The organism is Flavivirga algicola (assembly GCF_012910715.1).
Taxonomy (GTDB): Bacteria; Bacteroidota; Bacteroidia; order Flavobacteriales; family Flavobacteriaceae; genus Flavivirga; species Flavivirga algicola.
The window spans coordinates 61,479-81,480 of record NZ_JABBHF010000003.1 but is presented as its reverse complement, the minus strand read 5'-3'; the positions used below and the strand labels follow the sequence as shown (position 1 = coordinate 81,480).

The 20,002-nt window shown below is 32.5% G+C and carries 24 protein-coding genes; 7 read left to right on the top strand and 17 right to left on the bottom strand.

Annotated elements, in window-relative coordinates:
* Nucleotides 1-90: 90 nt before the first annotated feature.
* From arfB to HHX25_RS05660, 7 genes are all read right to left on the bottom strand, one after another.
* A complete protein-coding gene (gene arfB / locus HHX25_RS05690) occupies nt 91-498 on the bottom strand; it encodes an alternative ribosome rescue aminoacyl-tRNA hydrolase ArfB (protein WP_169671099.1) in 408 nt (135 codons plus the stop codon).
* Complete coding sequence (locus tag HHX25_RS05685) at nt 495-2,048, bottom strand: DUF4301 family protein (RefSeq protein ID WP_169671097.1); 1,554 nt, start codon at nt 2,046-2,048, stop codon at nt 495-497. The genes arfB and HHX25_RS05685 overlap by 4 nt, the downstream gene beginning before the upstream one ends.
* Nucleotides 2,049-2,051: 3 nt before the next feature.
* Complete coding sequence (locus tag HHX25_RS05680) at nt 2,052-2,615, bottom strand: AAA family ATPase (protein ID WP_169671095.1); 564 nt, start codon at nt 2,613-2,615, stop codon at nt 2,052-2,054.
* The gene (pnuC, locus tag HHX25_RS05675) at nt 2,576-3,208 is read right to left on the bottom strand and encodes a nicotinamide riboside transporter PnuC (RefSeq protein WP_169671093.1); all 633 of its coding nucleotides are present in this window, start codon (nt 3,206-3,208) and stop codon (nt 2,576-2,578) included. Before pnuC ends, HHX25_RS05680 begins: the two co-directional genes overlap by 40 nt.
* On the bottom strand, nt 3,192-3,452 hold the full coding sequence (locus HHX25_RS05670; protein WP_169671091.1) for a thiamine-binding protein: 261 nt from the start codon (nt 3,450-3,452) through the stop codon (nt 3,192-3,194). Before HHX25_RS05670 ends, pnuC begins: the two co-directional genes overlap by 17 nt.
* Before the next feature lie 72 nt (nt 3,453-3,524).
* Nucleotides 3,525-4,250, bottom strand: a complete 726-nt coding sequence (locus HHX25_RS05665; protein ID WP_169671089.1) for a geranylgeranylglyceryl/heptaprenylglyceryl phosphate synthase — start codon at nt 4,248-4,250, stop codon at nt 3,525-3,527.
* Nucleotides 4,251-4,877 (bottom strand): 4'-phosphopantetheinyl transferase family protein, encoded by a 627-nt coding sequence (locus tag HHX25_RS05660; RefSeq protein ID WP_169671087.1) that lies wholly within the window; start codon nt 4,875-4,877, stop codon nt 4,251-4,253.
* Nucleotides 4,878-5,006: 129 nt separating this feature from the next.
* Between HHX25_RS05660 and ahcY the strand changes: the two genes are divergently transcribed.
* Nucleotides 5,007-6,323: an adenosylhomocysteinase gene (gene ahcY, locus HHX25_RS05655; RefSeq protein WP_169671085.1), complete on the top strand. Its 1,317-nt coding sequence runs from the start codon at nt 5,007-5,009 to the stop codon at nt 6,321-6,323.
* A gap of 72 nt (nt 6,324-6,395) precedes the next feature.
* Here the strand turns inward: ahcY and HHX25_RS05650 are convergent, their stop codons facing one another.
* Both HHX25_RS05650 and HHX25_RS05645 read right to left on the bottom strand, forming a co-directional pair.
* Nucleotides 6,396-7,151, bottom strand: a complete 756-nt coding sequence (locus HHX25_RS05650; RefSeq protein WP_169671083.1) for a LytR/AlgR family response regulator transcription factor — start codon at nt 7,149-7,151, stop codon at nt 6,396-6,398.
* Between the two features lies 1 nt (nt 7,152).
* Nucleotides 7,153-8,235, bottom strand: a complete 1,083-nt coding sequence (locus HHX25_RS05645) for a sensor histidine kinase (protein WP_169671081.1) — start codon at nt 8,233-8,235, stop codon at nt 7,153-7,155.
* Between the two features lie 260 nt (nt 8,236-8,495).
* Here HHX25_RS05645 and HHX25_RS05640 point away from each other — a divergent pair, with 260 nt between their 5' ends.
* A complete protein-coding gene (locus HHX25_RS05640) occupies nt 8,496-10,874 on the top strand; it encodes a TonB-dependent receptor (protein WP_169671080.1) in 2,379 nt (792 codons plus the stop codon).
* Between the two features lie 162 nt (nt 10,875-11,036).
* On the opposite strand, the gene HHX25_RS05635 is transcribed toward HHX25_RS05640, so the two are convergent.
* Nucleotides 11,037-11,840, bottom strand: coding sequence for a hypothetical protein (locus HHX25_RS05635; RefSeq protein WP_169671078.1), 804 nt, complete (start codon nt 11,838-11,840; stop codon nt 11,037-11,039).
* A gap of 174 nt (nt 11,841-12,014) precedes the next feature.
* Complete coding sequence (locus tag HHX25_RS05630) at nt 12,015-12,848, bottom strand: type IV pili methyl-accepting chemotaxis transducer N-terminal domain-containing protein (RefSeq protein WP_169671076.1); 834 nt, start codon at nt 12,846-12,848, stop codon at nt 12,015-12,017.
* Nucleotides 12,849-13,220: 372 nt separating this feature from the next.
* Here HHX25_RS05630 and HHX25_RS05625 point away from each other — a divergent pair, with 372 nt between their 5' ends.
* The gene (locus HHX25_RS05625; RefSeq protein WP_169671074.1) at nt 13,221-13,697 is read left to right on the top strand and encodes a very short patch repair endonuclease; all 477 of its coding nucleotides are present in this window, start codon (nt 13,221-13,223) and stop codon (nt 13,695-13,697) included.
* Here the strand turns inward: HHX25_RS05625 and HHX25_RS05620 are convergent.
* Both HHX25_RS05620 and HHX25_RS05615 read right to left on the bottom strand, forming a co-directional pair.
* Nucleotides 13,684-14,445 (bottom strand): hypothetical protein, encoded by a 762-nt coding sequence (locus tag HHX25_RS05620; RefSeq protein ID WP_169671072.1) that lies wholly within the window; start codon nt 14,443-14,445, stop codon nt 13,684-13,686. The two genes, HHX25_RS05625 and HHX25_RS05620, sit on opposite strands and share 14 nt — an antisense overlap.
* 70 nt (nt 14,446-14,515) lie before the next feature.
* Nucleotides 14,516-14,788 carry a hypothetical protein gene (locus HHX25_RS05615; protein ID WP_169671070.1) on the bottom strand — a complete coding sequence of 91 codons (273 nt, stop codon included), beginning with the start codon at nt 14,786-14,788 and terminating at the stop codon, nt 14,516-14,518.
* Between the two features lie 92 nt (nt 14,789-14,880).
* On the opposite strand from HHX25_RS05615, the gene HHX25_RS05610 reads away from it, so the two are divergent.
* Nucleotides 14,881-15,354, top strand: a complete 474-nt coding sequence (locus tag HHX25_RS05610) for a DinB family protein (RefSeq protein WP_169671068.1) — start codon at nt 14,881-14,883, stop codon at nt 15,352-15,354.
* A gap of 95 nt (nt 15,355-15,449) precedes the next feature.
* On the opposite strand, the gene rpmA is transcribed toward HHX25_RS05610, so the two are convergent.
* The 4 genes from rpmA to HHX25_RS05590 all read right to left on the bottom strand — a co-directional run bounded on the left by rpmA (nt 15,450) and on the right by HHX25_RS05590 (nt 18,100).
* Entirely contained in the window at nt 15,450-15,710 is a 261-nt protein-coding gene (gene rpmA, locus HHX25_RS05605) for a 50S ribosomal protein L27 (RefSeq protein ID WP_169671066.1), read from the bottom strand.
* 24 nt (nt 15,711-15,734) lie between these two features.
* Nucleotides 15,735-16,328 carry a 50S ribosomal protein L21 gene (gene rplU / locus HHX25_RS05600; protein WP_169671064.1) on the bottom strand — a complete coding sequence of 198 codons (594 nt, stop codon included), beginning with the start codon at nt 16,326-16,328 and terminating at the stop codon, nt 15,735-15,737.
* Nucleotides 16,329-16,657: 329 nt separating this feature from the next.
* Nucleotides 16,658-17,113, bottom strand: a complete 456-nt coding sequence (locus HHX25_RS05595; RefSeq protein WP_169671062.1) for a DUF4199 domain-containing protein — start codon at nt 17,111-17,113, stop codon at nt 16,658-16,660.
* Between the two features lie 99 nt (nt 17,114-17,212).
* Nucleotides 17,213-18,100 carry a DMT family transporter gene (locus HHX25_RS05590; protein WP_169671060.1) on the bottom strand — a complete coding sequence of 296 codons (888 nt, stop codon included), beginning with the start codon at nt 18,098-18,100 and terminating at the stop codon, nt 17,213-17,215.
* Nucleotides 18,101-18,196: 96 nt separating this feature from the next.
* On the opposite strand from HHX25_RS05590, the gene HHX25_RS05585 reads away from it, so the two are divergent.
* The 3 genes from HHX25_RS05585 to HHX25_RS05575 all read left to right on the top strand — a co-directional run bounded on the left by HHX25_RS05585 (nt 18,197) and on the right by HHX25_RS05575 (nt 19,975).
* A complete protein-coding gene (locus tag HHX25_RS05585; protein ID WP_169671058.1) occupies nt 18,197-18,697 on the top strand; it encodes a cation transporter in 501 nt (166 codons plus the stop codon).
* 278 nt (nt 18,698-18,975) lie between these two features.
* Nucleotides 18,976-19,512 carry a Crp/Fnr family transcriptional regulator gene (locus HHX25_RS05580; protein ID WP_169671057.1) on the top strand — a complete coding sequence of 179 codons (537 nt, stop codon included), beginning with the start codon at nt 18,976-18,978 and terminating at the stop codon, nt 19,510-19,512.
* A gap of 49 nt (nt 19,513-19,561) precedes the next feature.
* Nucleotides 19,562-19,975 (top strand): hypothetical protein, encoded by a 414-nt coding sequence (locus HHX25_RS05575; protein WP_169671055.1) that lies wholly within the window; start codon nt 19,562-19,564, stop codon nt 19,973-19,975.
* The last annotated feature ends 27 nt before the right edge of the window (nt 19,976-20,002 follow it).

Sequence of the window (20,002 nt, the reverse complement as noted above, 5' to 3'; positions counted from 1 at the left end):
ATAATTATTAACTGGAAAAGCACCCCTTTTTTGAGAACGCCGCAAAGATAAGAACAATTAACTATTGTTTAATTAGTTAATCGATATTTTTTAGTCTATATCAGGCTTTTTTCTATTTGCTTTTTTATCAGAAAGATTACGTTTATCCTTTAGTCGTTTTTTTATAACCGCTTTTGGAATTTTAGTTGGAATACGCTTTTTTGGAACTATCAACCCTAAACGAATTAATTCCAAAAAACGTTTTATAACAAGTTCTTTATTTTTATGTTGACTTCGGCTTTCATCGCACTGCAAAATCAATAGACCGTCTTTGGTTAACCTATGCTTTAGTTTATTTTGAAGACGTTCTTTTTCTTCTTCGCTAAATATAAGTGATGTATTTAAGTTAAAGGTCAACTCTATCTTTGAAGACACCTTATTAACATGTTGCCCGCCACTACCAGAACTTCTAACGGCTTTAAAGCTCAATTCTTGCAACAAGGCTTCTTCTTCTATCATGACATTACTTGATGTGCTGGTTTAAGTAAATCATTAACCGTTTTTACAGGATTGAAAGTGTTTAATGGAACCTCAACAAAAATAGAATTCCAATACGCCATACTACCATTCCATAATCCGGGAAGCTCTAATGCTTTTATGTCCATCCCATTTTGGGTTTTCATGGTTATAAAAGCAGCCTCGGGGTCTACAAAATTTTTAAGGTTGAACTTTTCCCCCTTATAGTTCTTAACGCCACAAACTAAATCAGTAGGATTAAAATGTGTTGCATTTTTTACAATGTCCTGCTGCCCTTTATCTTCAATATTAATTTGAGCAAACTCTACGATTTGTAAAGATATTGCTCCATTTTTATCTTTTACCAAGAATGGTCCGCCGCCTGGTTCTCCTTCATTTTTAACCATACCACATACCCGAACTGGACGGTTTAGTTTTTCCTTCAGATATACACGCTTCTCTTCTAAAGTGAAATCTTCAAAATCTTCCTCAATAGGCACATGCATTTTATTAGATAAAAACAGTGCTATTTCAAGAAGTTCTTTTTCCAAGACAACATCTTTATCAAGCTTATTCAAAAATGTAAAAATCTGTTCCTGAACTTTTATAAGAATACCTGCTAGTAGTTTTTTATACTCTGAGACCGCTATATTTTTATTAGCAACAATAATGTTGTCAACATTTTTTATAAAAATAAGATCGGCATTCAAATCATTTAAATTTTCTAATAAAGCGCCATGTCCTGCTGGTCTAAATAAAATAGTTCCATCTTTATTTCTAAAAACTGCTTCTTCGGTTGTTAACGCAACTGTTTCCGTTGCTTCTTTTTGGTATGAAAACGACACATTAAACGCTTTACCCGTTTTTTGTTCTAAATCTTGTTTTATACGGTTTAACTCTTCAATAAAATAGGTGTGATGCTTGTCTGAAACCGTAAAATGGAGGCTGGCTTTATTATTTGTTGATGCATATAATGTCGACTCAAGTAAATGTTCTTGAAAAGCCGTTATTATGACATCGTCATATTTATGAAAAGGCAGTAATCCTTTGGGCCAAGAGCCATAATTAAGACCATTTTCGTTCAACATTGTTTTTACAAACTCTAAGTATTTCTCTTCTTCAGATAGGTTATCAAAACTCAAATTTATTTCTTTAGTTTTTAATAAAACCTGATTATAAAACGGAAACTTTTCTAAATTAGAAATAAATTTTTCAATTAACGTATCGTTATTTTTTTTGGCATAGTCTTCAATACTCTCATTTAAAGGGTTAAAGTTTTTCAAAAACTGAAATAGAAATTTAAACATCCTTGTAGCTGCACCAGAAGCCGGTACAAATTTAAGCGTAGATAAATAGCTTTGTTTTGATTCATACAGTTCTATAAACTCTTTTATTTCTTTATCGCTATAATACTCAATACCTTTTCCTATAGTTGCTGCTGTAACCAAATTAGAATATGACATACCATTTTTTATGCGTGCTACCTGAGCATCGACTTGATTTACCGTAATGCCTTTTTTTTGTATTTGTTTAATATCTTTTTCAGTAAACATTAATTATTTTTTTAATAGCTTGTCAATGTGTTTAACCGCCGTTTTTAGGCGTTGTTTTTTGTCGCCTTTCAAAAGCACATAAGGTTTTTTATTCTTTATTAATTCATTTTGAAAAGCTTCAAACATCTCTTCTCTATCCTCTGGTTTATCTCGTAAATCATCAGCCTCCCATGGCGTGTCAATATAAGTTAAAAAATACAGATCGTAAGTGTTCTCCAATGCATATTTTTCAAGTATAGGATCACAGCTTCCCAAGTAGTAAGCTTCAGAATACACCTTTGTTTCCAGCAGGTCGGTATCACAAATTAAAATAGAATCTGTTTTTTTTGCTAATTTATTTTCAAGTTTCATTTGCCCTTCTGCTATAGGCAACAAATCTTCTGGCTCACAAGTTTTACGTTCATTATTCCATTTATTTTGGAGGTATTCCCGTGCGTATTCTGGAACCCAAACCGAATTGTAATACCGAGCCAATTGTCTTGACAGTGTTGTTTTACCAGTAGATTCTGGCCCAAATAGCACAACCTTTATACAACTTGAAGGTTCTTGTTTATACTTTTCTTCCATGATAAATAACCAAATATCGCTATCACCGTAAACCCTAAATATTGAAAACTTGTAAATGTGAACCCTTTATAAAAATATAGAGGCACCGATATTAAATCGCCTATAATCCAAAAAATCCAATTCTCTAATTTCCTTCTTGCCATTAACCACATACCTACAAAAAATATAGCTGTTGTAAGTGTATCAATATATGCAACCCAACTAGTCCACTTATTAAACGCTTTGTAAACTAAAAATACAAATAGTAAAGTACCTAGAAATATAAATATACTAATCGCTTTCTCTTTGATAGTTGTTATTGAAATTGGGGTTACATGGGTTTCATCTATTTTTCTTGTCCAAATATACCAACCATAAACGCTCATTATAAAATAATAACCGTTTATCATCATATCGCCCAAAAGTTCCCATTTGTACAATAAATACACAAAAATTATGGTACTAATCATACCTGTTGGAAAAACAAAGACCTTATTTTTTTTTGAGTACCAAACGGAAAGAAACCCGAAAATAATGGCTATTATTTCTAATAGGATATCATTCGTTTCATAGCCCGAATATTGTCCGAAAAAAAAATCAAAAATGGGGCTCATAATCGTGTCTATCCGATTTTACAATCTTCATATATAATAGGCCATTTTCCATAAGTTCAAAAGCTTCTTTAATTTCGGTAGCAAGGAGTTTCATAACCTCATCATAATCGCCGTAAACTTGTGTGCTTAGCGGGTTTTCCATAACCTTCAGGTTTGAAGCTCTTAACTTCTTAATAAAGTGAATAATTGCAGGTTCGAAATTATCCTGCAATGGTGTCATGGTCAACTCTACTGATATTTCCATATTTCTTTTTATCTTATGTGGTGTTGAAAATACACTTCGACACTACTCTGTGCAAGGGTTCAACATAATGGTTTACTTTTTTAATTCGTCAAAAAATGATTCATCTTTTTCAAAAGCCGTGCCAATCACTACTAAATCGGCTCCAGAATTGTACGCATTTTCCAACTGTTTTTTAGTTTTAATTCCTCCTCCAACGATTAACGGAATATTTAATACTTTATTTACTCTAGATATAATTTCTTCTGAAACTGGAACCTTAGCACCACTTCCTGCTTCAAGGTAGATTAATTTCATTCCAAGTAATTCACCAGCCTGAGCTGTATCGACAATATACTGAATATTAGTTCTAGACAAAGGTTCTGTTCTTGTTACTCTTTCAACTGCTGTTTCGGCTCCACTCTCAATTAAAACATAGCCTGTTGAAATAATGTCAAGATCCGTTTCCTTTAATTTAGAAATAGATGTTATGTGCTTGCCAATTAAATATTCTGGATTTCTTCCCGAAATTAAAGAAAGAAATAAAATAGCATCTGCCTTACTGGTAATTTGAGTGATATCTCCAGGAAATAAGACTACAGGTACTTTCGTGTGTTTCTTTATTTCTTCAACCAAAGTACTGGTCATATTTTCATCAACAGTGCTTCCTCCAACAAAAATGTGAGTTGCTACAGATCGATTCACTTTTTCAATAAAATTCGATACTTTATCAAAATTCATTTTATCTGGATCTATTAAAACCGCAAGTAGTTTTTCTCCTCTAGATATTGATCCTAATATGTCCTTATAAATAGGCTTCATTTAAGAAATGGCATAAGCACAGGTAAACCCTTCAAACGTTAAAGAGTGAATATAATAACGATTCTTTTTTGTTTTATAATCAATCCAAGCGACCGTTTCATGTTCGTTATCAGAAAACGGGATCACCAAACAATGTTTTTTAAAACTTAAGCCAGGGGTCGCAAATAGTTTATACAGTGATTCTTTTACACACCAAATAGCTGTTAATTTCTCTATATAATGCTCATCATCTTCATTTAAATACGCTTTCTCATAACCAATAAATTTATGGGCTATAATGGTAATTTTATCACGTTGCTTTTCAACATCTATTCCAACAATGAAATCACTAATAATGACTGCCGAAAAATGAAACGAATGTGTAATGGAAATTTGCTTCCCATCTTTTAAATGTGGCTTTCCATATTCATCATAAAACAAGTCTGAATCTCGATACCCAAATTCGGCCAATAAACAACGAACACTTAAAAAACCACGTTGGTGCATGCCACTTTTCATATCCAAAACACGCTCTAAACTTTCGGGTTTTAACTGTGTGGACTGCATCAAATCATTATAAGATTCATCAATCTTCCAAATTTTAACAGTAGTTTGCGAATTTGGACATATGGTTTTATAAAGAGGCATTTACTTTTCTAAAAGTTATTGGTTATCTTTGCACTTCCTATTTATAGGCTTGTAATTTTTGACGAATTTAACTATTTAAGCGGGAATCACAATCTTGTTTAGGTTTAAAAACAAAAAGAAAATATTGATATGAGTACAAAAACAATTCCTTACGTAGCTAATAAAGTAAAAGATATTTCACTTGCTGCTTGGGGGCGAAAAGAAATAGAATTAGCTGAAGCAGAAATGCCTGGGCTTATGAGTTTACGTGAAGAATACAAAGATTCACAACCTCTTAAAGGCGCTAGAATTGCTGGATGTTTGCATATGACTATTCAAACGGCTGTTTTAATTGAAACTTTACAAGCTTTAGGGGCAGAAGTTACATGGAGCTCTTGTAACATATTCTCGACACAAGATCAAGCCGCTGCTGCCATTGCTGCTGCTGGAACGGCTGTTTATGCATGGAAAGACATGACAGAAGAGGAATTTGACTGGTGTATAGAGCAAACGCTTTTCTTTGGAGAAGACAGAAAACCGCTGAACATGATTCTTGATGACGGTGGAGACTTAACCAATATGGTTTTAGATAAGTATCCAGAATTGGCAGCAGGAATTAATGGTTTATCTGAGGAAACAACAACAGGTGTTCATAGACTTTATGAGCGTGTAAAAAATGGCACACTACCAATGCCTGCCATTAATGTTAACGACTCGGTAACAAAATCAAAATTCGATAATAAATACGGGTGTAAAGAAAGCGCTGTAGATGCGATTCGTCGTGCAACAGATATTATGCTAGCAGGAAAACGTGTAACTGTTTGTGGTTATGGCGATGTTGGTAAGGGTACTGCTGCCTCTTTTAAAGGTGCTGGAAGTATAGTAACTATCACTGAAATAGACCCTATTTGTGCATTGCAAGCGGCCATGGATGGTTTTGAAGTTAAAAAACTGGAAACAGTTATTGGCAATACTGATATCGTAATAACTACCACTGGAAATAAAGATATCGTTCAGGGGCACCATTTTGAAGCTTTAAAAGACAAAGCTATCGTTTGTAACATCGGGCATTTCGATAATGAAATTGACATGGCTTGGTTAAACGAAAATCATGGACATACTAAAAATACGATTAAACCTCAAGTAGACAAATATACGGTAAACGGAAAGGATATTATCATTCTTGCCGAAGGCCGTTTAGTAAACTTAGGTTGTGCTACGGGACACCCTAGTTTTGTAATGAGTAACTCATTTACTAACCAAACGCTAGCACAAATAGAACTTTGGAACAATGCTGATGCTTACGAAAACAAAGTATACATGCTGCCAAAAGCTTTAGACGAAAAAGTAGCCAAACTACACTTAGCCAAAATAGGTGTCGAGCTGACAGAACTTCGTGAAGAACAAGCAAGCTACATTGGTGTAAAGGTAGAAGGGCCTTATAAACCCGAGCATTATAGATACTAGTTTGTGTAACAAAAACACTCGCTTTTAAAAAAGAAAAGTCCTCACATTAATGTGAGGACTTTTCTTTTTTGATTAACAATCCAGCCACTTTTTAAAATTAGTGGTGCGTTCTCTGGATACTATAATCTGTTCTTCTTCGCCAGGCTCTAATTTCAATAATAGCCTACTATTAAAATAGCTATGAATTTCATTTACGGCATTTACAGACACCATATATTTTCGGTTAATTCTAAAAAATTGAATAGGGTCTAAAATATCTTCCAACTGATCTAAAGAATATTCTATGGGGTATTTCTTCCCATTAATATTTCGCAAGTAAATCAATCCTTCATGAGACTTAAAATAAGCGATATCTTCCACATTAAAACTGTTAAACTGATTTCCTATTTTCACCATAAAGCGTCGCTTGTATTCTTTAGAAAAAAGATTTTTTAACTGCTCATATTTCTGCTCATTTTCTTTTTCTGGTACCAGTTTCGTCTTTCTAAACTTATTTAGGGCATTTTCTAAATCCTTTTTATCTATTGGTTTTAATAAATAGTCTAAACCATTATACTTAAACCCTCTTATGGCATATTCATTATAAGCTGTGGTAAAAATAATAGGTGGGTGTTCTTGCAATACATCAATAATATCAAAACCATAGCCATCGTTTAATTGTATATCCAAAAATATTAAGTCTGGTAACGTATTATTTTTAAACCAAGCAACTCCCTCCTCCACGGAACTTATTCGCTCTAAAATCTCAACATCTGGCGCTAATTCTTTTACAAGATTAGCCAATCGCTTTGATGCTATATTCTCATCTTCAATAATTAAAGCTTTCATATTAAGAATCTAGGGAGGTGTTAAATTGTTTTATGTTTTTTTGCAATAAAGGAATTTCAATCTTATAAATATCATTTTCTTCTTCAATAACAACTGGTTCATTTGTATAAAAAGCATAGCGTTTTTTTATATTACGAATACCCAATTTAGTTGATGGTTCCTCTTTCCTTTTTCGCAAAGTATTTTGTACAACTAATCTTTTATTATAAGAGAATATATTAACCTCTAAAGGTTTTTCTTTTGAAAAATAATTATGCTTTAAAGCATTCTCTACTAACATTTGCAAAGACAATGTTGGTACTAAAAAGTCTTTAGAATTGACCGAAACATTAGTTCTAATATATAGTGATTCTTTATGTCTTACATTCATCATAAAAATAAACGAATCTAAAAAATTCATTTCTTTTTCTAATGTCACCAAATCTTTTTCTTTATTATCTAAAATATATCTATAACATGACGCTAACCTTGTCACAAAGTCTGAGGCCAAATCGCGATCTTCGTACATCAAAGAGGTTAATATATTCAAGCTATTGAATAAAAAATGTGGGCTTATTTGATTTTTTAACGAGTTATACTTCGATGTCATGACCTCTTGTTTCAATTGATGCATCGAACTTTCTATTTCCTTAGCTTTCATCGTAGCGTAATAAAATAGATTAAAAACAACCACACAAAAAAGTAATAGCGTGGCTCTTAAAAAATCTATGCGAAATTGTAACCAGGGGTCATCTGCATCTATTCTACAAAGATTGTTAAACTTAAAAATAGCCAAATAGTATGTTAGTGCTGTAATCGGTAATACGATTGCCAATGTTTTAACTAAAATCCCTATGCTATTGGTAAAATTGATATTTGGTTTCAATGTACTCTGACTATTCTTTTTAATTAACCAATCGTTTATTTCCCAAGTGAGCAGAAAAAATATAATAGCCGATACATAATAAAAAACAGGTTCGTTGATTGGATCTTCATTAAGCCCATTCTCTTTATCGTTTACGGTTAGTTTTATCAATAAAAAAACAATATTGATAACCAGAATTCTAAAGCCTATTTTTTTTAACCGAGTAGTTTTTTTTATCATCCAAACTTTTTTCTAACAATCACCATGTCCAAATATACTGAGTGTCAAGTTAAAAAAACGACTTTCTTATTCCAATTGTCAAATAAGCACTTAAACTGTTGTTCTTTTCATTTAAATCGAAAAGCGGCTTAAATATTAGCCATATGATAATTTAAAGAACAATTTAAACAGTTCAGGCTATAATTAAACACTTCAAAAAAAGCGGCTTTTTTTTTTATGTTTTTACTATCAATTTTGGCCTAAATCAATTAAAGAGCAAAATGAAAATTATATTAAAGTTATTCATTCTATGTGTCACATTTACATTGCATGCACAAACGGGAACTATTAAAGGATTAATAATTGACAAGCAATCGGAAATTCCACTTCCTGGGGCTACTGTAGAATTATTAAACCAAGATACAGCTATAGGAACAATTACCGATGAAAACGGATATTTTACACTAGAAAATGTGCCTTTAGGTAGACAAAGCATTCGTATTAAGTATGTAGGTTACGAACCTATCACACTACCTAATTTAGATGTAACTACTGGTAAGGACGTTACTGTAAACGCAAGCTTAACAGAGGCCTTTGGTAAATTAGATACTGTAATTTTAACATCCGAAACCAGTAAAGATAGAACGGTAAATAAACTTGCTGCTATTTCTGCGCGTCAGTTTAGTATGGAAGAAGTCAACCGCTTTTCTGGAGGTAGGGGTGATGTCGGTAGGTTGGCATCAAATTTTGCTGGTGTTTCTGCACCAGATGATAGTAGAAACGATATTGTAGTTCGCGGTAATTCACCAACAGGATTATTATGGCGATTAGAAGGTATTCCTATACCCAGTCCCAATCACTTCTCCACGTTGGGCACAACAGGCAGCCCTGTTTCTGCATTAAATCCTAACATGCTTAAAAACTCCGATTTTATAACCTCTGCTTTCCCCGCAGAATATGGTAATGCCCTAGGCGGTGTTTTTGATTTAGGCTTAAGAAAAGGAAATCCGGACGATTATGAATTTACAGCACAAGTAGGAGCTTTCACAGGGGTAGAAGGCATGGCAGAAGGTCCATTAGGTGGCAATCAGGGTTCCTTTTTAGTTGCTGGCAGGTATTCCTTAATTGGCCTTGTGGGTGGTGGCGGTACATCAGCCACACCTAATTATAGCGATATCTCCTACAATATTGATTTAGGGACTGGAACATATGGTAACTTATCACTATTTGGAATTGTTGGAAATTCGGATATTAACCTTTATGGTGATAAAGCCGAAAAAGATGATTTATTTGCAGCAAAAGACGAGAATTCTTTTGTTAAATCTAATTTTCATGTTTTTGGTCTTAACCATCGCATTACGATTGGCAAAAAGAGTTATATAAAAACAGTAGCATCCATATCTGGGTCTGGCAACAACTTTACAGAAGATCGAATTATAGATATAGATACACCAGACGAACGTACTATTAAATATACAGAATCGGACAACAAACAAAACCGCATTACAGTTTCATCCTTATTCAATTCTAAAATAAATAATAAAATCACATTAAGAACTGGAGTGCTCTTTGAAAATCTTAAATTAAAATCTTTTCTAAGAGATCGAGATGAGCAACCCGATTTAAACAATGATGGCGATCCAGATTTATACACATTTAGAAATACAGATGAAAGTTTAAATTTATTTCAACCTTATATTCAAGGGCGTTTTAGACTGACCGAGAAACTGACCTTAAATGCTGGACTACATTCTCAATATAGTTCATTAAACAGTCAATTTGTCATAGAACCAAGAGCTGCAATAAACTATAAAGTAGCTCCCAAACACAGCTTGAGTTTAGGTTATGGCATCCATCATCAAAATATCCCATTACCAATCCTATTTCTAAATGAAGATGTTAATGGCGAATTGGTACAAACCAATAGAAATTTAGACTTTATCAAAAGTGAACACTATGTTTTAGGTTATGATGTAAAACTGGCAAAAAGCTGGAGAGCAAAAGCAGAGGTTTACTACCAAAACATTACTAAAGCGGCAGTAGAAGCATTTCCATCAAGTTATTCGTCATTAACCGAAGGTGCTGATTTTGGTTTTAACAATAGCGTTGTTTCTCTTAAAAATAATGGTACAGGTTATAATCAAGGTATAGAACTAACCGTTGAGAAATTTTTTAGTAACGGATATTATGGTTTGTTAACATCTTCTTTCTTTGAAAGTAAGTACAAAGGAAGCGATGGTATAGAAAGAAATTCACCTTTTAATAATGGCTATGTAACAAATTTACTAGCAGGTAAGGAAATTACCGTTGGTAAAGCTCAAAAAAATGTGTTGTTTTTCGATACACGATTTACATTTTCGGGAGGACGTTATTACACACCAGCAGATTTAGAGGCTTCTCGTCAAGAAGGTTTTGAAGTGCTGTTAGAAGATCAAGCCTTCTCTAAACAATACGATAATTATATGCGCCTGGATTTTAAAGTAGGTTTTAAAATAAATAGCAAAAAGAAAAAGCGATCCCATAAATTCTATGTAGATATTCAGAATCTAACCAATAGAAAAAACATTTTTGAGCGTCGTTATAACCGTTTAACAAATAACATAGACAGGGTAGATCAAATAGGGCTCTTCCCTGATGTAGGGTATCGCTTCCAATTTTAGAGTGATTGATTAATAGTTTGGTTTTTGAATTCCAGGCAAGAATTTATTTCTTGTCTGGTTTTTTTATGCTATTATTCCTTCACATTAGATTTAATATTTATGAGTTGAGCTGAAATATCGAAACGAAGAAAGAACGCTAAAAAACACTTATATACTATACCGTTAATTATTAGGAGGCACTGTCAACACAGTATTGAAAATCCAATGTTTCACCAGTTTTTCATTGGTTGTTATTTCTGCAAACACATAGAGATTAGATACAAAGCAAGGTGATGTCTCTGCTAACTCGATAAGGACTTTATTATCATAATAGCTAGCATGTAAAAAATAAAGTTCTTTATCTTTAATTAATACATAACCTACATGGTTATCTAACCCAACAAAATAAATTCCATCGTTATAAATGGTGTTTAATTTCAATTTCAATGTATCAAAAGACAAATTAGAAAATATTTTAAGTTCTGTTTTAGATTGCAATATTTTGGCTTCTGTCAATCCCGATTTTTGAGCCATTTTATATCTATTCAAATTAAAACCAAGATGTTTTAATGTTGTTGAAACAAAATAACCACAGGCAATTTCTCCTTGATTAGGAACATTGGTATATCCGTTAAAATCCCACGGCGTGCCATACCAAAAGGGAACAATATTATTTATTAACTTAGAATATAAATAGTTTGAAGCACTATCTATTGCTTTTAAAGAGTTGGATTCATATAAACTTTTAAAATACGCTCTATCATTAACAATACCACTTTTAATATCAGAGTAATTTCCCTGTGGTTTAAAGTTAATGCCTAGTTTTGTACTATCTAGAAAAGCATGTCTTACTTCAAATACAGCTTCAGGTTGCTTTTCAATAATATCCTCTACAAAAAACGCTTCATTTTTTACGTGCCTACAATTCAACGTTAGAACCGATAAGATAAAACATGTATAAATTAATACATACTTGTTATTAGCCATGCAATAATAACTTCAACGATACCTATATTATTATATGAAGCAATTATTGTCTTCAATTTTTCGAATTTTTAGTTTAAGATTGATTTATGGAACCGACTCATAATGAATGATCTATAAACTTTCGAGTCAGCTCCATTTTTATTTTATGTAACTATGTTTTTGATAAATGGTATATTACTTTTGACTTTCTGCTACCAATTCATATAAACCTGTTATTTTATTAAAACTTTTTGTTAGATCGTTTGTTACACTATAAACATCCGTTAGCTCAAAATCGGCTTCTAAAAATTTTCTTTTATTGGCTTGATATTGCTCCCAAGTTGCCATAACAACACCTATTTCCTCTTCTATTTCCGTTGTATTGTAGGTACTTATTAATAAGTAACTTATCACATCGGAAAACTCATCAAAAACTTTGTCAAGTACAACTTGATACTCCATTTTGTTTTTAGGAAATATTTTTATTGCGGTAAAGTATAAGCATAGTCTTTGGGATAACATTCTCTGCTTTCCAGAGATATTGATTGTTTTAATGAGTTCTTGATCATTATTTTTGAAGAATTGGTTATTGTAATTAGAACTCATCTCTATGCTCTGCACTACTTGGTGACAAGCATTTAAAAGCTCTGTATTCAATGCCATGATTTGCTGGGAGTTTTTGATGCTGGCTGTTTCATCTATGATACCTCTAAACTCACTCCAAAGACGATAAACTTTTTTTAAAAACAATTTCGTAGACGAATTTTTGGCGTTTTGGTTCAAAATATCCAATTGTCTTTCAAAAATAAATTTACTCGAATTAAGCTCTTTTTTTATTTTTTCATTGTTAACACCTTTGGACATTAGTAAATATGCCTTTGACATTTTTTGGGACAACATTCTCTGTTTTCCAGAAATATTAATGGCCTTATTATAATTAATAGAACCGAAGTTTTGGGTTTGCGCCGTTACGGCATAAGTTATTAATAACATAACAGTAACTAGGGTGGTTTTGATTTTAGCTTTCATGTTTTAAAGATTTAGAGTTAAGTATTTGGGTTAAACCTAAGTGAAATTACTTATTTTTCTTACTTAAAACAAAAACAACGCTTTAACCATGACATATAACACAGGCTCTTCCCGTATTTTTGTATGAAAATTATAAGATATTGCTAATTTTGATATATTTTAATGTAGCCTATTTATCAAGAAGTTAATTTGAGGGTACTAAAATCTTCAAATACATAAAAGTGACTTAAATTTATATTTTTTTTTAAAAAACTAAGTATTAACACTTAATTGATGGTTTTTTAATATTTATTGGCTCGTGCCTTTAAATTTTAACCATAGCTAAAATTTGTTTTTAATTGACTGTGTTTATTTATATTTTAGGAAGTCATTATGTCCTACAACTATAAAAAAATAAAAGTTCCTAAGTTTAGTGAGGAGTCCGGATTCTATACTACGAAGAAACGTTCTAAAATGATGAGTAAAATTCGTGGTAAAAACACCAAGCCAGAAATGCGTTTTCGGAAAGCGCTTTGGAAAGAAGGTGTTAGATATAGAGTGAATAGCAAGCAACTCCCAGGGCAACCAGATATAAGTATAAAAAAATACAAACTGGCCATTTTTATTGATGGAGAGTATTGGCATGGTTATAATTGGGACGAGCGGAAGGGCAAACTAAAAACAAATCGTGATTTTTGGATTCCTAAGATTGAAAGGAATATGCAACGCGATAGAGAGGTTAATGCACAATTAAGAGATATGGGTTATACCATATTTCGGTTTTGGGCTCACGAAATAAAAAACAACTTAAAAACCTGCATCAATGATGTTATGGTATATTTAGATACAGGATGGCTCAATATCCCGTAACCAATAAATTTCTGGCTCCCTTAATACCACATTTTTGATAATGGTGGTAAGCCTGGGATGCACGTTCTCTGATTTGAGCATCACTTTCTTTTAAAATCCACCCATCTATAGCCCATTTTAGCGAATATGCCTCTGGGGACATTAATCCTGTAGACCAAACTAAAGGGTTTGCTTTAGTTTGCTGTAAATATGGTTTAAAATAATCTTTACTTATACAAGCTAGAATAATAACATCCCGCCTGTTTTCATTAAGCGGCGTAAAATCTCCTTTTACATCAAACTCCATCAATCCGTCATGCCCTATGTATGCTAACAGATTAGAACACCCACCAAATTTTAATTCTTGTGCTCCATTCAAGATAATCACATCGCTTCTACCAGCTGTGGCTTCCAAAAAACCTATCGTGGCATTTTTTATATACTTACCATTATAAGCGTCTGCAAGTAAATAAACATTAGATGTCTTATGTTTAAAAAGCAACCGTTCTAAAATAAAACTATCAGGTTTGATTTTTGTTGAAACGAGTGTCCAATCCTTACTCCGTTTAAAATAACTTTTAACACCATACATAGCCCCCCAATACAAATTATTTTTAGGATCTTGACCATTACCCAAGGCTTTGGAAACAGGAACGATTCCTTGATTTATATTATCACACAAGGCTACATAAACATGAATAGTCTTTAAGTTGTTCTGAGAAAAGCTAAAACCTGAGCATATAAAAAGAAAAAAAATAATCTTTTTCATCTTATTTGAACGAAAAAACAGAAAAGATCTTGTATGTGAGAGAGAATTAATTATCTAACGAAATTAGCAATCACTCATCTACCATATCTTCCTCAAAATACCACCATAAACTAGAATCAATAGAAACTTTCATTTTATTAATATCTACATCATCTTTTAAAAAAATGGTAATATTTTCGTCTGCTCTATTTTGCCCAATACTTTCCCTAATTTCTATCAACTCTATTTCGCTAAAATGCTCTAAGTGTTTTTTAATTTTAGCATCTAAAGATTCATCTGCTAAAAAAATTTTAATCGTTTGCTGACTTGGTGAGTTTCTAATTTCGGATCTAAAAGGTAGCATAGCATATAATTTTAAATAAGACAATTTACAGATTGCAGATGCAACACTACAAGTTAAGAATTTATTCTTATTTTTTATAATTATATTTAACAATGCAGGATAAAAAAACAACTGTTCTGAACGATCTTTTATCTCAAATAGAGCAAAAGATCCCTTTAAAAGACAAAAGCAACCCAACCATATCTAAAGCTAATGTAGGTTGGCAATTAGACCATACGTTAAAAGTAATAAACAGAGTTTGTGAATCTTTAAAGCGGTCTAACCCTAATGATTATAAAAAAGACTTTAATGTTATGAGACGCGTTTTATTGACATTATGCTATATCCCAAGAGGGCGAGTTAAAGCCCCAAAAATTGTGAGATCTCCAGATATGGTTTCCATAGCCCAATTACAGGATCAACTTAATGAAGCTAGGATTCAGGTAAACAGTATAGAGTCTCTTGACAAAAATGCCCATTTTAAACATTTTATATTTGGCACCTTACCAAAAGCCAAAACGCTTCGTTTTTTAGAAATGCACACCAAGCATCATTTAAAAATAGTTAAAGATATTATGAAGTCCTAGTTAAGCCCTTAGTAAATAATTGTTTTAGTTTTCCATAAATAAAACCCCTTCCTGTTTCCAGAAAGGGGTTTAGTACTTTTAAAAGAAGTTATTTCTTAAGCCTCAAAAGGCTCGATAGAAACATAAGATTTGTTATCTTTTTTCTTTGTGAATTTTACAACACCATCTACTCTGGCGTGCAATGTATGATCTTTTGAAGAGTAAACATTCTCACCTGGGTGGTGTGTGTTCCCTCTTTGTCTAACGATAATATTTCCAGCTATTGCAGCTTGACCTCCATATATCTTAACACCTAAGCGTTTCGATTCTGATTCTCTACCGTTTTTCGAACTTCCGACTCCTTTTTTATGTGCCATTTTATTTCGATTTTAGTTTTTAAATTAACTTAAAGCAGCGATTAAATCGGCTTTTTTCATTGAAGAAATACCTTCAACACCTTTAGCTTTTGCCATTTCTTTTAATTCGGCAACAGTAAGCTTACTTAAATCTTGAGTAGCTTCTGCCTTTTTAGCAGCTGGCTTCGCTTTAGCAGTTTCAGCTTTCTTAGCAGCTGGTTTTGCTTTTGGAGCAGCAGCTTCTGCATTTTTAGCAGCTGGTTTTGCAGCTTCTGCTTTTGGGGCTTCTTTTTTAGCGGCTTTTGCTGGAGCAGCTTTTTTAGCTCCCGAAGCAGCAATGCTCTCTATTACAATTTCTGTTAAAGATTGACGATGTCCATTTTTAACACGGTATCCTTTACGTCTTTTCTTCTTAAAAACTATAACTTTATCACCTTTAAGGTGCTTTAAGACTTTTGCTCCTACTTGAGCGCCGTCTATAGCTGGGGCGCCTACAGTTACTTTGTCACCATCTGCTACTAGAAGTACATTATCGAAAGAAACTTTCTTACCTTCTTCTGTTTGTAAACGGTTAACAAAAACTTTTTGGTCTTTTTCAACTTTAAATTGATGCCCTGCTATCTCTACAATTGCGTACATAGCGTAACGTTTTTATTAATTAATTTGTTCAAAAAATGAGTGCAAATATACTGCTAATTAATTAAACTGCAAACGTTTTTATTGATTTTGAAGATAATTTATCGCCGCTTTTTCAATTAGAAAAATACTTTCTAGCAAGTAAATTTATCAACTTCAAAAAAAATTAAAAAACTTTGGAGGGATTTTTTGGTGCTTGTCGTTCTATAAACAAAAATTGCTATGGAAAAATTAAAAAACGATCTCAAAGTTAGAACAAGAAAAATTAATGAATTTATTAAAGAATTGCCTGCAGCTGCTTCATATGTTTTGAGGCATTAAACGGTAAGCTACTAAAGGTGGTTTTGAGGGATATTTCTGGTTTTTTTAAAAAACTGCATAACAGCCAGCGCGGCTACTACAGTTGTTGCTAACCCCATTACAGCAACTACGAAAGTCACTAAACCAATATCTACATTAAAATCACCTTTAAATGTTTGAAGCAATTCTGGTAAAAAGGCAGGATTAACCTCTGTAGCATAAAACAAAAAAAAGGCCGTAAACACTAAAGTTGCCGTAAAACCTGTTACAACTCCTGTTTTAAACCCTTCACCATAGGTAAAAGCTTCTGGTTTCTCAAGTTTTTTTAAACGTATGGCTTCACAAATACCAAAAGCGGTAATAACGGCATTGAAAAAACTAAATGCGGGATTTATATGTTTATGGAACAGTCCTAAAATCAAAAAATATCCAATCAACATAACACTTGTGAGGAGTCCAAACCGAACGGAAAGTGATATATTTTTCATCTTCTTGCTAGTTTACATGTACTTAAATTTCGTGAAAATTTATGTATTATAATAATTTTAGCACTGTTTTTTTGTCAAAATAGACTGTTTTAAAGCCAATTAGCTATACTTTGGGGGCTTTTTATGCGATAAATACACGCCTAACAAAATAATTATGCTTGCAATACCTTGAAGCATACTAAAAGTCTCACCATCTAACAAGCCCCACATTAAAGCGACAATGGGCATAACAAAGGTCACGGAAGAAGCAAATACAGGTGTCGACATGTGCACCAACTTATTAAATAATATTTTTGCCATGGCGGTGCCAAAAAACGACAGGACAGTAACATAAACCATCGCCATTTTGAACTCAGGGTTTTCAAACGTGGCTACCGAAAAGAAATCTGTAAACAATAAAATAATAAAAGCAGGAACAACGAGTGCCACAAAATTGCCAGTAGCTATGGTTAGCGGCTTTACATGATGTAAATATTTTTTAATAATATTAACATTTGCCGCGTACATAAGTGTCGATAAGATAACAAAAACGGCATAGAGGTAATTTTGATTCGGATTTAAATGCGCACCTTTCAATATCAATATAGCCGTACCTACAAACCCAACAATAACACCTAAGATCTGGCGTTTAGTCGAGGCTATTTTAAAAACAGCAAAACCTAACAAAATCGTATTTAATGGGACCAATGAGTTTAAAATGGAAACCACGGCACTATCAATTTCCGTCTCGGCTATAGCAAAGAAAAAAGCAGGGATGAAAGACCCAAAAAGCCCAGAAATAATGAGCCATTTCCAATCGGGCTTTCTAATGGTCTTTATGGTTTTAAAACCCATAGCAAAAAGAAAAAGTCCCGTAATAATTATCCGTAGTGCGCCCAATTCATAAGGCGTTAAGCCAAGCAACGATTTTTTAATTAAAATAAACGAGCTCCCCCAAATTAGGGAGAGTACAAAAAGATATAGCCATTTTAATTTAATACCACTCATAGAAAATTAGGTTTACTAATTGCAAAATTCTACTTTTTCGAACACAATAAACAGCTTTATTTAGTAGTTTTGTAAACAAATTAATACTTATAAATAATGAACGCATTAAAAAATATTATAGCCTTTGCCATAGTGGCATTAGTTACTGTTAGTTGCAAGAATGAAACGAAGCCAGAAGTTAAAACTATAGAGGTGGCTACCGAGTCTGCTAAAGAGTTAGATCCAAATGCGACTTATGCCAAAGCAGAGTTTACCATTGAAGGTATGACCTGCGCTATAGGATGTGCAAAAACCATAGAAAAGAAAATAGCAAAAATGGAAGGTGTAAAATCTGCCACTGTAGATTTTGATAGAAAATTAGCCATGGTTGAATATAACGAAGCTAAAGTTACACCTATTTCTCTTGAAGAAACCGTTACTAATGTTGCCGATATTTACAAAGTAAGCGATATGAAGACTGTTGAAGGTTTTTCAACCAAAAAAACATGTAAAGCAGACTGTACTAAGACATGCTGCGTTGGTAAAACAGATGCAGAGAAAAAAACATGTGCAGCAGATTGTAAAAAAACATGTTGTACCGAAAAAGTACAGGCTTAATTAAAAAGTTAAGATCTCGTTTTTTTAAAACGGCATTGGAAGCACTTCTATTCTAGAATGTTTTCAATGCCGTTTTAAATTGTAAAAGCTTCCTTTTTCCAGAAAACTAGAACGATTAAATTTTCTATATTGTACTTATAATATATGTATATCAGTTATACATGACCTTTACCCCCACCAATAAATAAGGATAATAGACAAAGTTGGAATTGCTAAATAAAAATAACAACTTAAAATCCGAACGCATAGTTATATTAGATGTTACCAGTAATTAGACTATGAAAAAGCAAAAAGAAACAATAAGCGAATCACTTCATACGATTAAGTACTTAAAAAATGGTGACATATTTCTTAAGCATGGTAAACCATGTGTTGAAATTGGAATGTTGAAAAAAGGTATCATGAGGGGTTTTGTTTATGATAATGACGGAAACGAAATTACGACACATTTTTACCAAGAAAGTGATATGATTATTGGTAGTTATATTCCAAAAACCAATGTGGCAATGACCGTTGTTGCGTTGGAAGACTGTAAAATTTTAGTTGCAGATTATTCGCAAATAATGAAGAATGTAAACAAGGATAGAGAAATTACAGAAGTCATTACGAAACAATTTCAAAAACTCAATAATCAGTTACAAGCAAGATTGGTTTCTTTGCTGAATTTAAATTCACTAGAAAAGTATGAGCTTTTTTTAAAAGAATATCCAAGTTTAATAAACCGAATACCTCATTACTATATTGCCAATTATCTGGGAATAACACCTACACAATTAAGTAGAGCAAGAAAAGAATTTATCAACAAATGTCGATAAGAAATAACAATGTAGTCTATTACTTTGTACCTATAAATTTACAAATACTATGGAACAGCATTTTCAACTTACAGACGTCGAATTCAACGAACAGTTTACAAATTGTAGTCTAAACCCTGAATTATTCAGTCACGAAGCACACTTACGATTAGGGTGGATAAACATTAAAAATCTTGGATTAAAAAAAGGAGAGGAAAACATTCAAAAACAATTACAAAATTTTGTAATTCACGTTGGGGCCCATGATAAATATAATAAAACAGTAACTATCGTTGCAATGAAAATACTAAATCACTTTATGCAACAATCTAAAACAGATAATTTTAAAGATTTTATCAATGAAAATTCTAAATTAAAAGACAACTTTAAACAATTAATTGCGAATCATTACAGTAATGATATATTTAAATCAGAAAAAGCAAAAACTGTTTTTTTGGAACCTGATTTAATTCCTTTTGATTGAATTTGAAATAACAACTGGGAAAAATCT

Bases quoted from the DNA above. Each gene is read 5' to 3' on its own strand.
- HHX25_RS05620 (WP_169671072.1), bottom strand. From the start codon at position 14,445: ATGAAAAAGATTATTTTTTTTCTTTTTATATGCTCAGGTTTTAGCTTT.
- HHX25_RS05630 (WP_169671076.1), bottom strand. From the start codon at position 12,848: ATGAAAGCTAAAATCAAAACCACCCTAGTTACTGTTATGTTATTAATA.
- HHX25_RS05590 (WP_169671060.1), bottom strand. From the start codon at position 18,100: ATGAGTGGTATTAAATTAAAATGGCTATATCTTTTTGTACTCTCCCTA.
- HHX25_RS05575 (WP_169671055.1), top strand. From the start codon at position 19,562: ATGGAACAGCATTTTCAACTTACAGACGTCGAATTCAACGAACAGTTT.
- HHX25_RS05625 (WP_169671074.1), top strand. From the start codon at position 13,221: ATGTCCTACAACTATAAAAAAATAAAAGTTCCTAAGTTTAGTGAGGAG.
- rpmA (WP_169671066.1), bottom strand. From the start codon at position 15,710: ATGGCACATAAAAAAGGAGTCGGAAGTTCGAAAAACGGTAGAGAATCA.
- HHX25_RS05585 (WP_169671058.1), top strand. From the start codon at position 18,197: ATGAACGCATTAAAAAATATTATAGCCTTTGCCATAGTGGCATTAGTT.
- HHX25_RS05640 (WP_169671080.1), top strand. From the start codon at position 8,496: ATGAAAATTATATTAAAGTTATTCATTCTATGTGTCACATTTACATTG.
- HHX25_RS05670 (WP_169671091.1), bottom strand. From the start codon at position 3,452: ATGGAAATATCAGTAGAGTTGACCATGACACCATTGCAGGATAATTTC.
- HHX25_RS05680 (WP_169671095.1), bottom strand. From the start codon at position 2,615: ATGGAAGAAAAGTATAAACAAGAACCTTCAAGTTGTATAAAGGTTGTG.
- HHX25_RS05645 (WP_169671081.1), bottom strand. From the start codon at position 8,235: ATGATAAAAAAAACTACTCGGTTAAAAAAAATAGGCTTTAGAATTCTG.
- HHX25_RS05595 (WP_169671062.1), bottom strand. From the start codon at position 17,113: ATGAAAAATATATCACTTTCCGTTCGGTTTGGACTCCTCACAAGTGTT.
- HHX25_RS05650 (WP_169671083.1), bottom strand. From the start codon at position 7,151: ATGAAAGCTTTAATTATTGAAGATGAGAATATAGCATCAAAGCGATTG.
- pnuC (WP_169671093.1), bottom strand. From the start codon at position 3,208: ATGAGCCCCATTTTTGATTTTTTTTTCGGACAATATTCGGGCTATGAA.
- HHX25_RS05665 (WP_169671089.1), bottom strand. From the start codon at position 4,250: ATGAAGCCTATTTATAAGGACATATTAGGATCAATATCTAGAGGAGAA.
- HHX25_RS05615 (WP_169671070.1), bottom strand. From the start codon at position 14,788: ATGCTACCTTTTAGATCCGAAATTAGAAACTCACCAAGTCAGCAAACG.
- HHX25_RS05635 (WP_169671078.1), bottom strand. From the start codon at position 11,840: ATGGCTAATAACAAGTATGTATTAATTTATACATGTTTTATCTTATCG.
- HHX25_RS05580 (WP_169671057.1), top strand. From the start codon at position 18,976: ATGAAAAAGCAAAAAGAAACAATAAGCGAATCACTTCATACGATTAAG.
- arfB (WP_169671099.1), bottom strand. From the start codon at position 498: ATGATAGAAGAAGAAGCCTTGTTGCAAGAATTGAGCTTTAAAGCCGTT.
- rplU (WP_169671064.1), bottom strand. From the start codon at position 16,328: ATGTACGCAATTGTAGAGATAGCAGGGCATCAATTTAAAGTTGAAAAA.
- HHX25_RS05685 (WP_169671097.1), bottom strand. From the start codon at position 2,048: ATGTTTACTGAAAAAGATATTAAACAAATACAAAAAAAAGGCATTACG.
- HHX25_RS05610 (WP_169671068.1), top strand. From the start codon at position 14,881: ATGCAGGATAAAAAAACAACTGTTCTGAACGATCTTTTATCTCAAATA.
- HHX25_RS05660 (WP_169671087.1), bottom strand. From the start codon at position 4,877: ATGCCTCTTTATAAAACCATATGTCCAAATTCGCAAACTACTGTTAAA.
- ahcY (WP_169671085.1), top strand. From the start codon at position 5,007: ATGAGTACAAAAACAATTCCTTACGTAGCTAATAAAGTAAAAGATATT.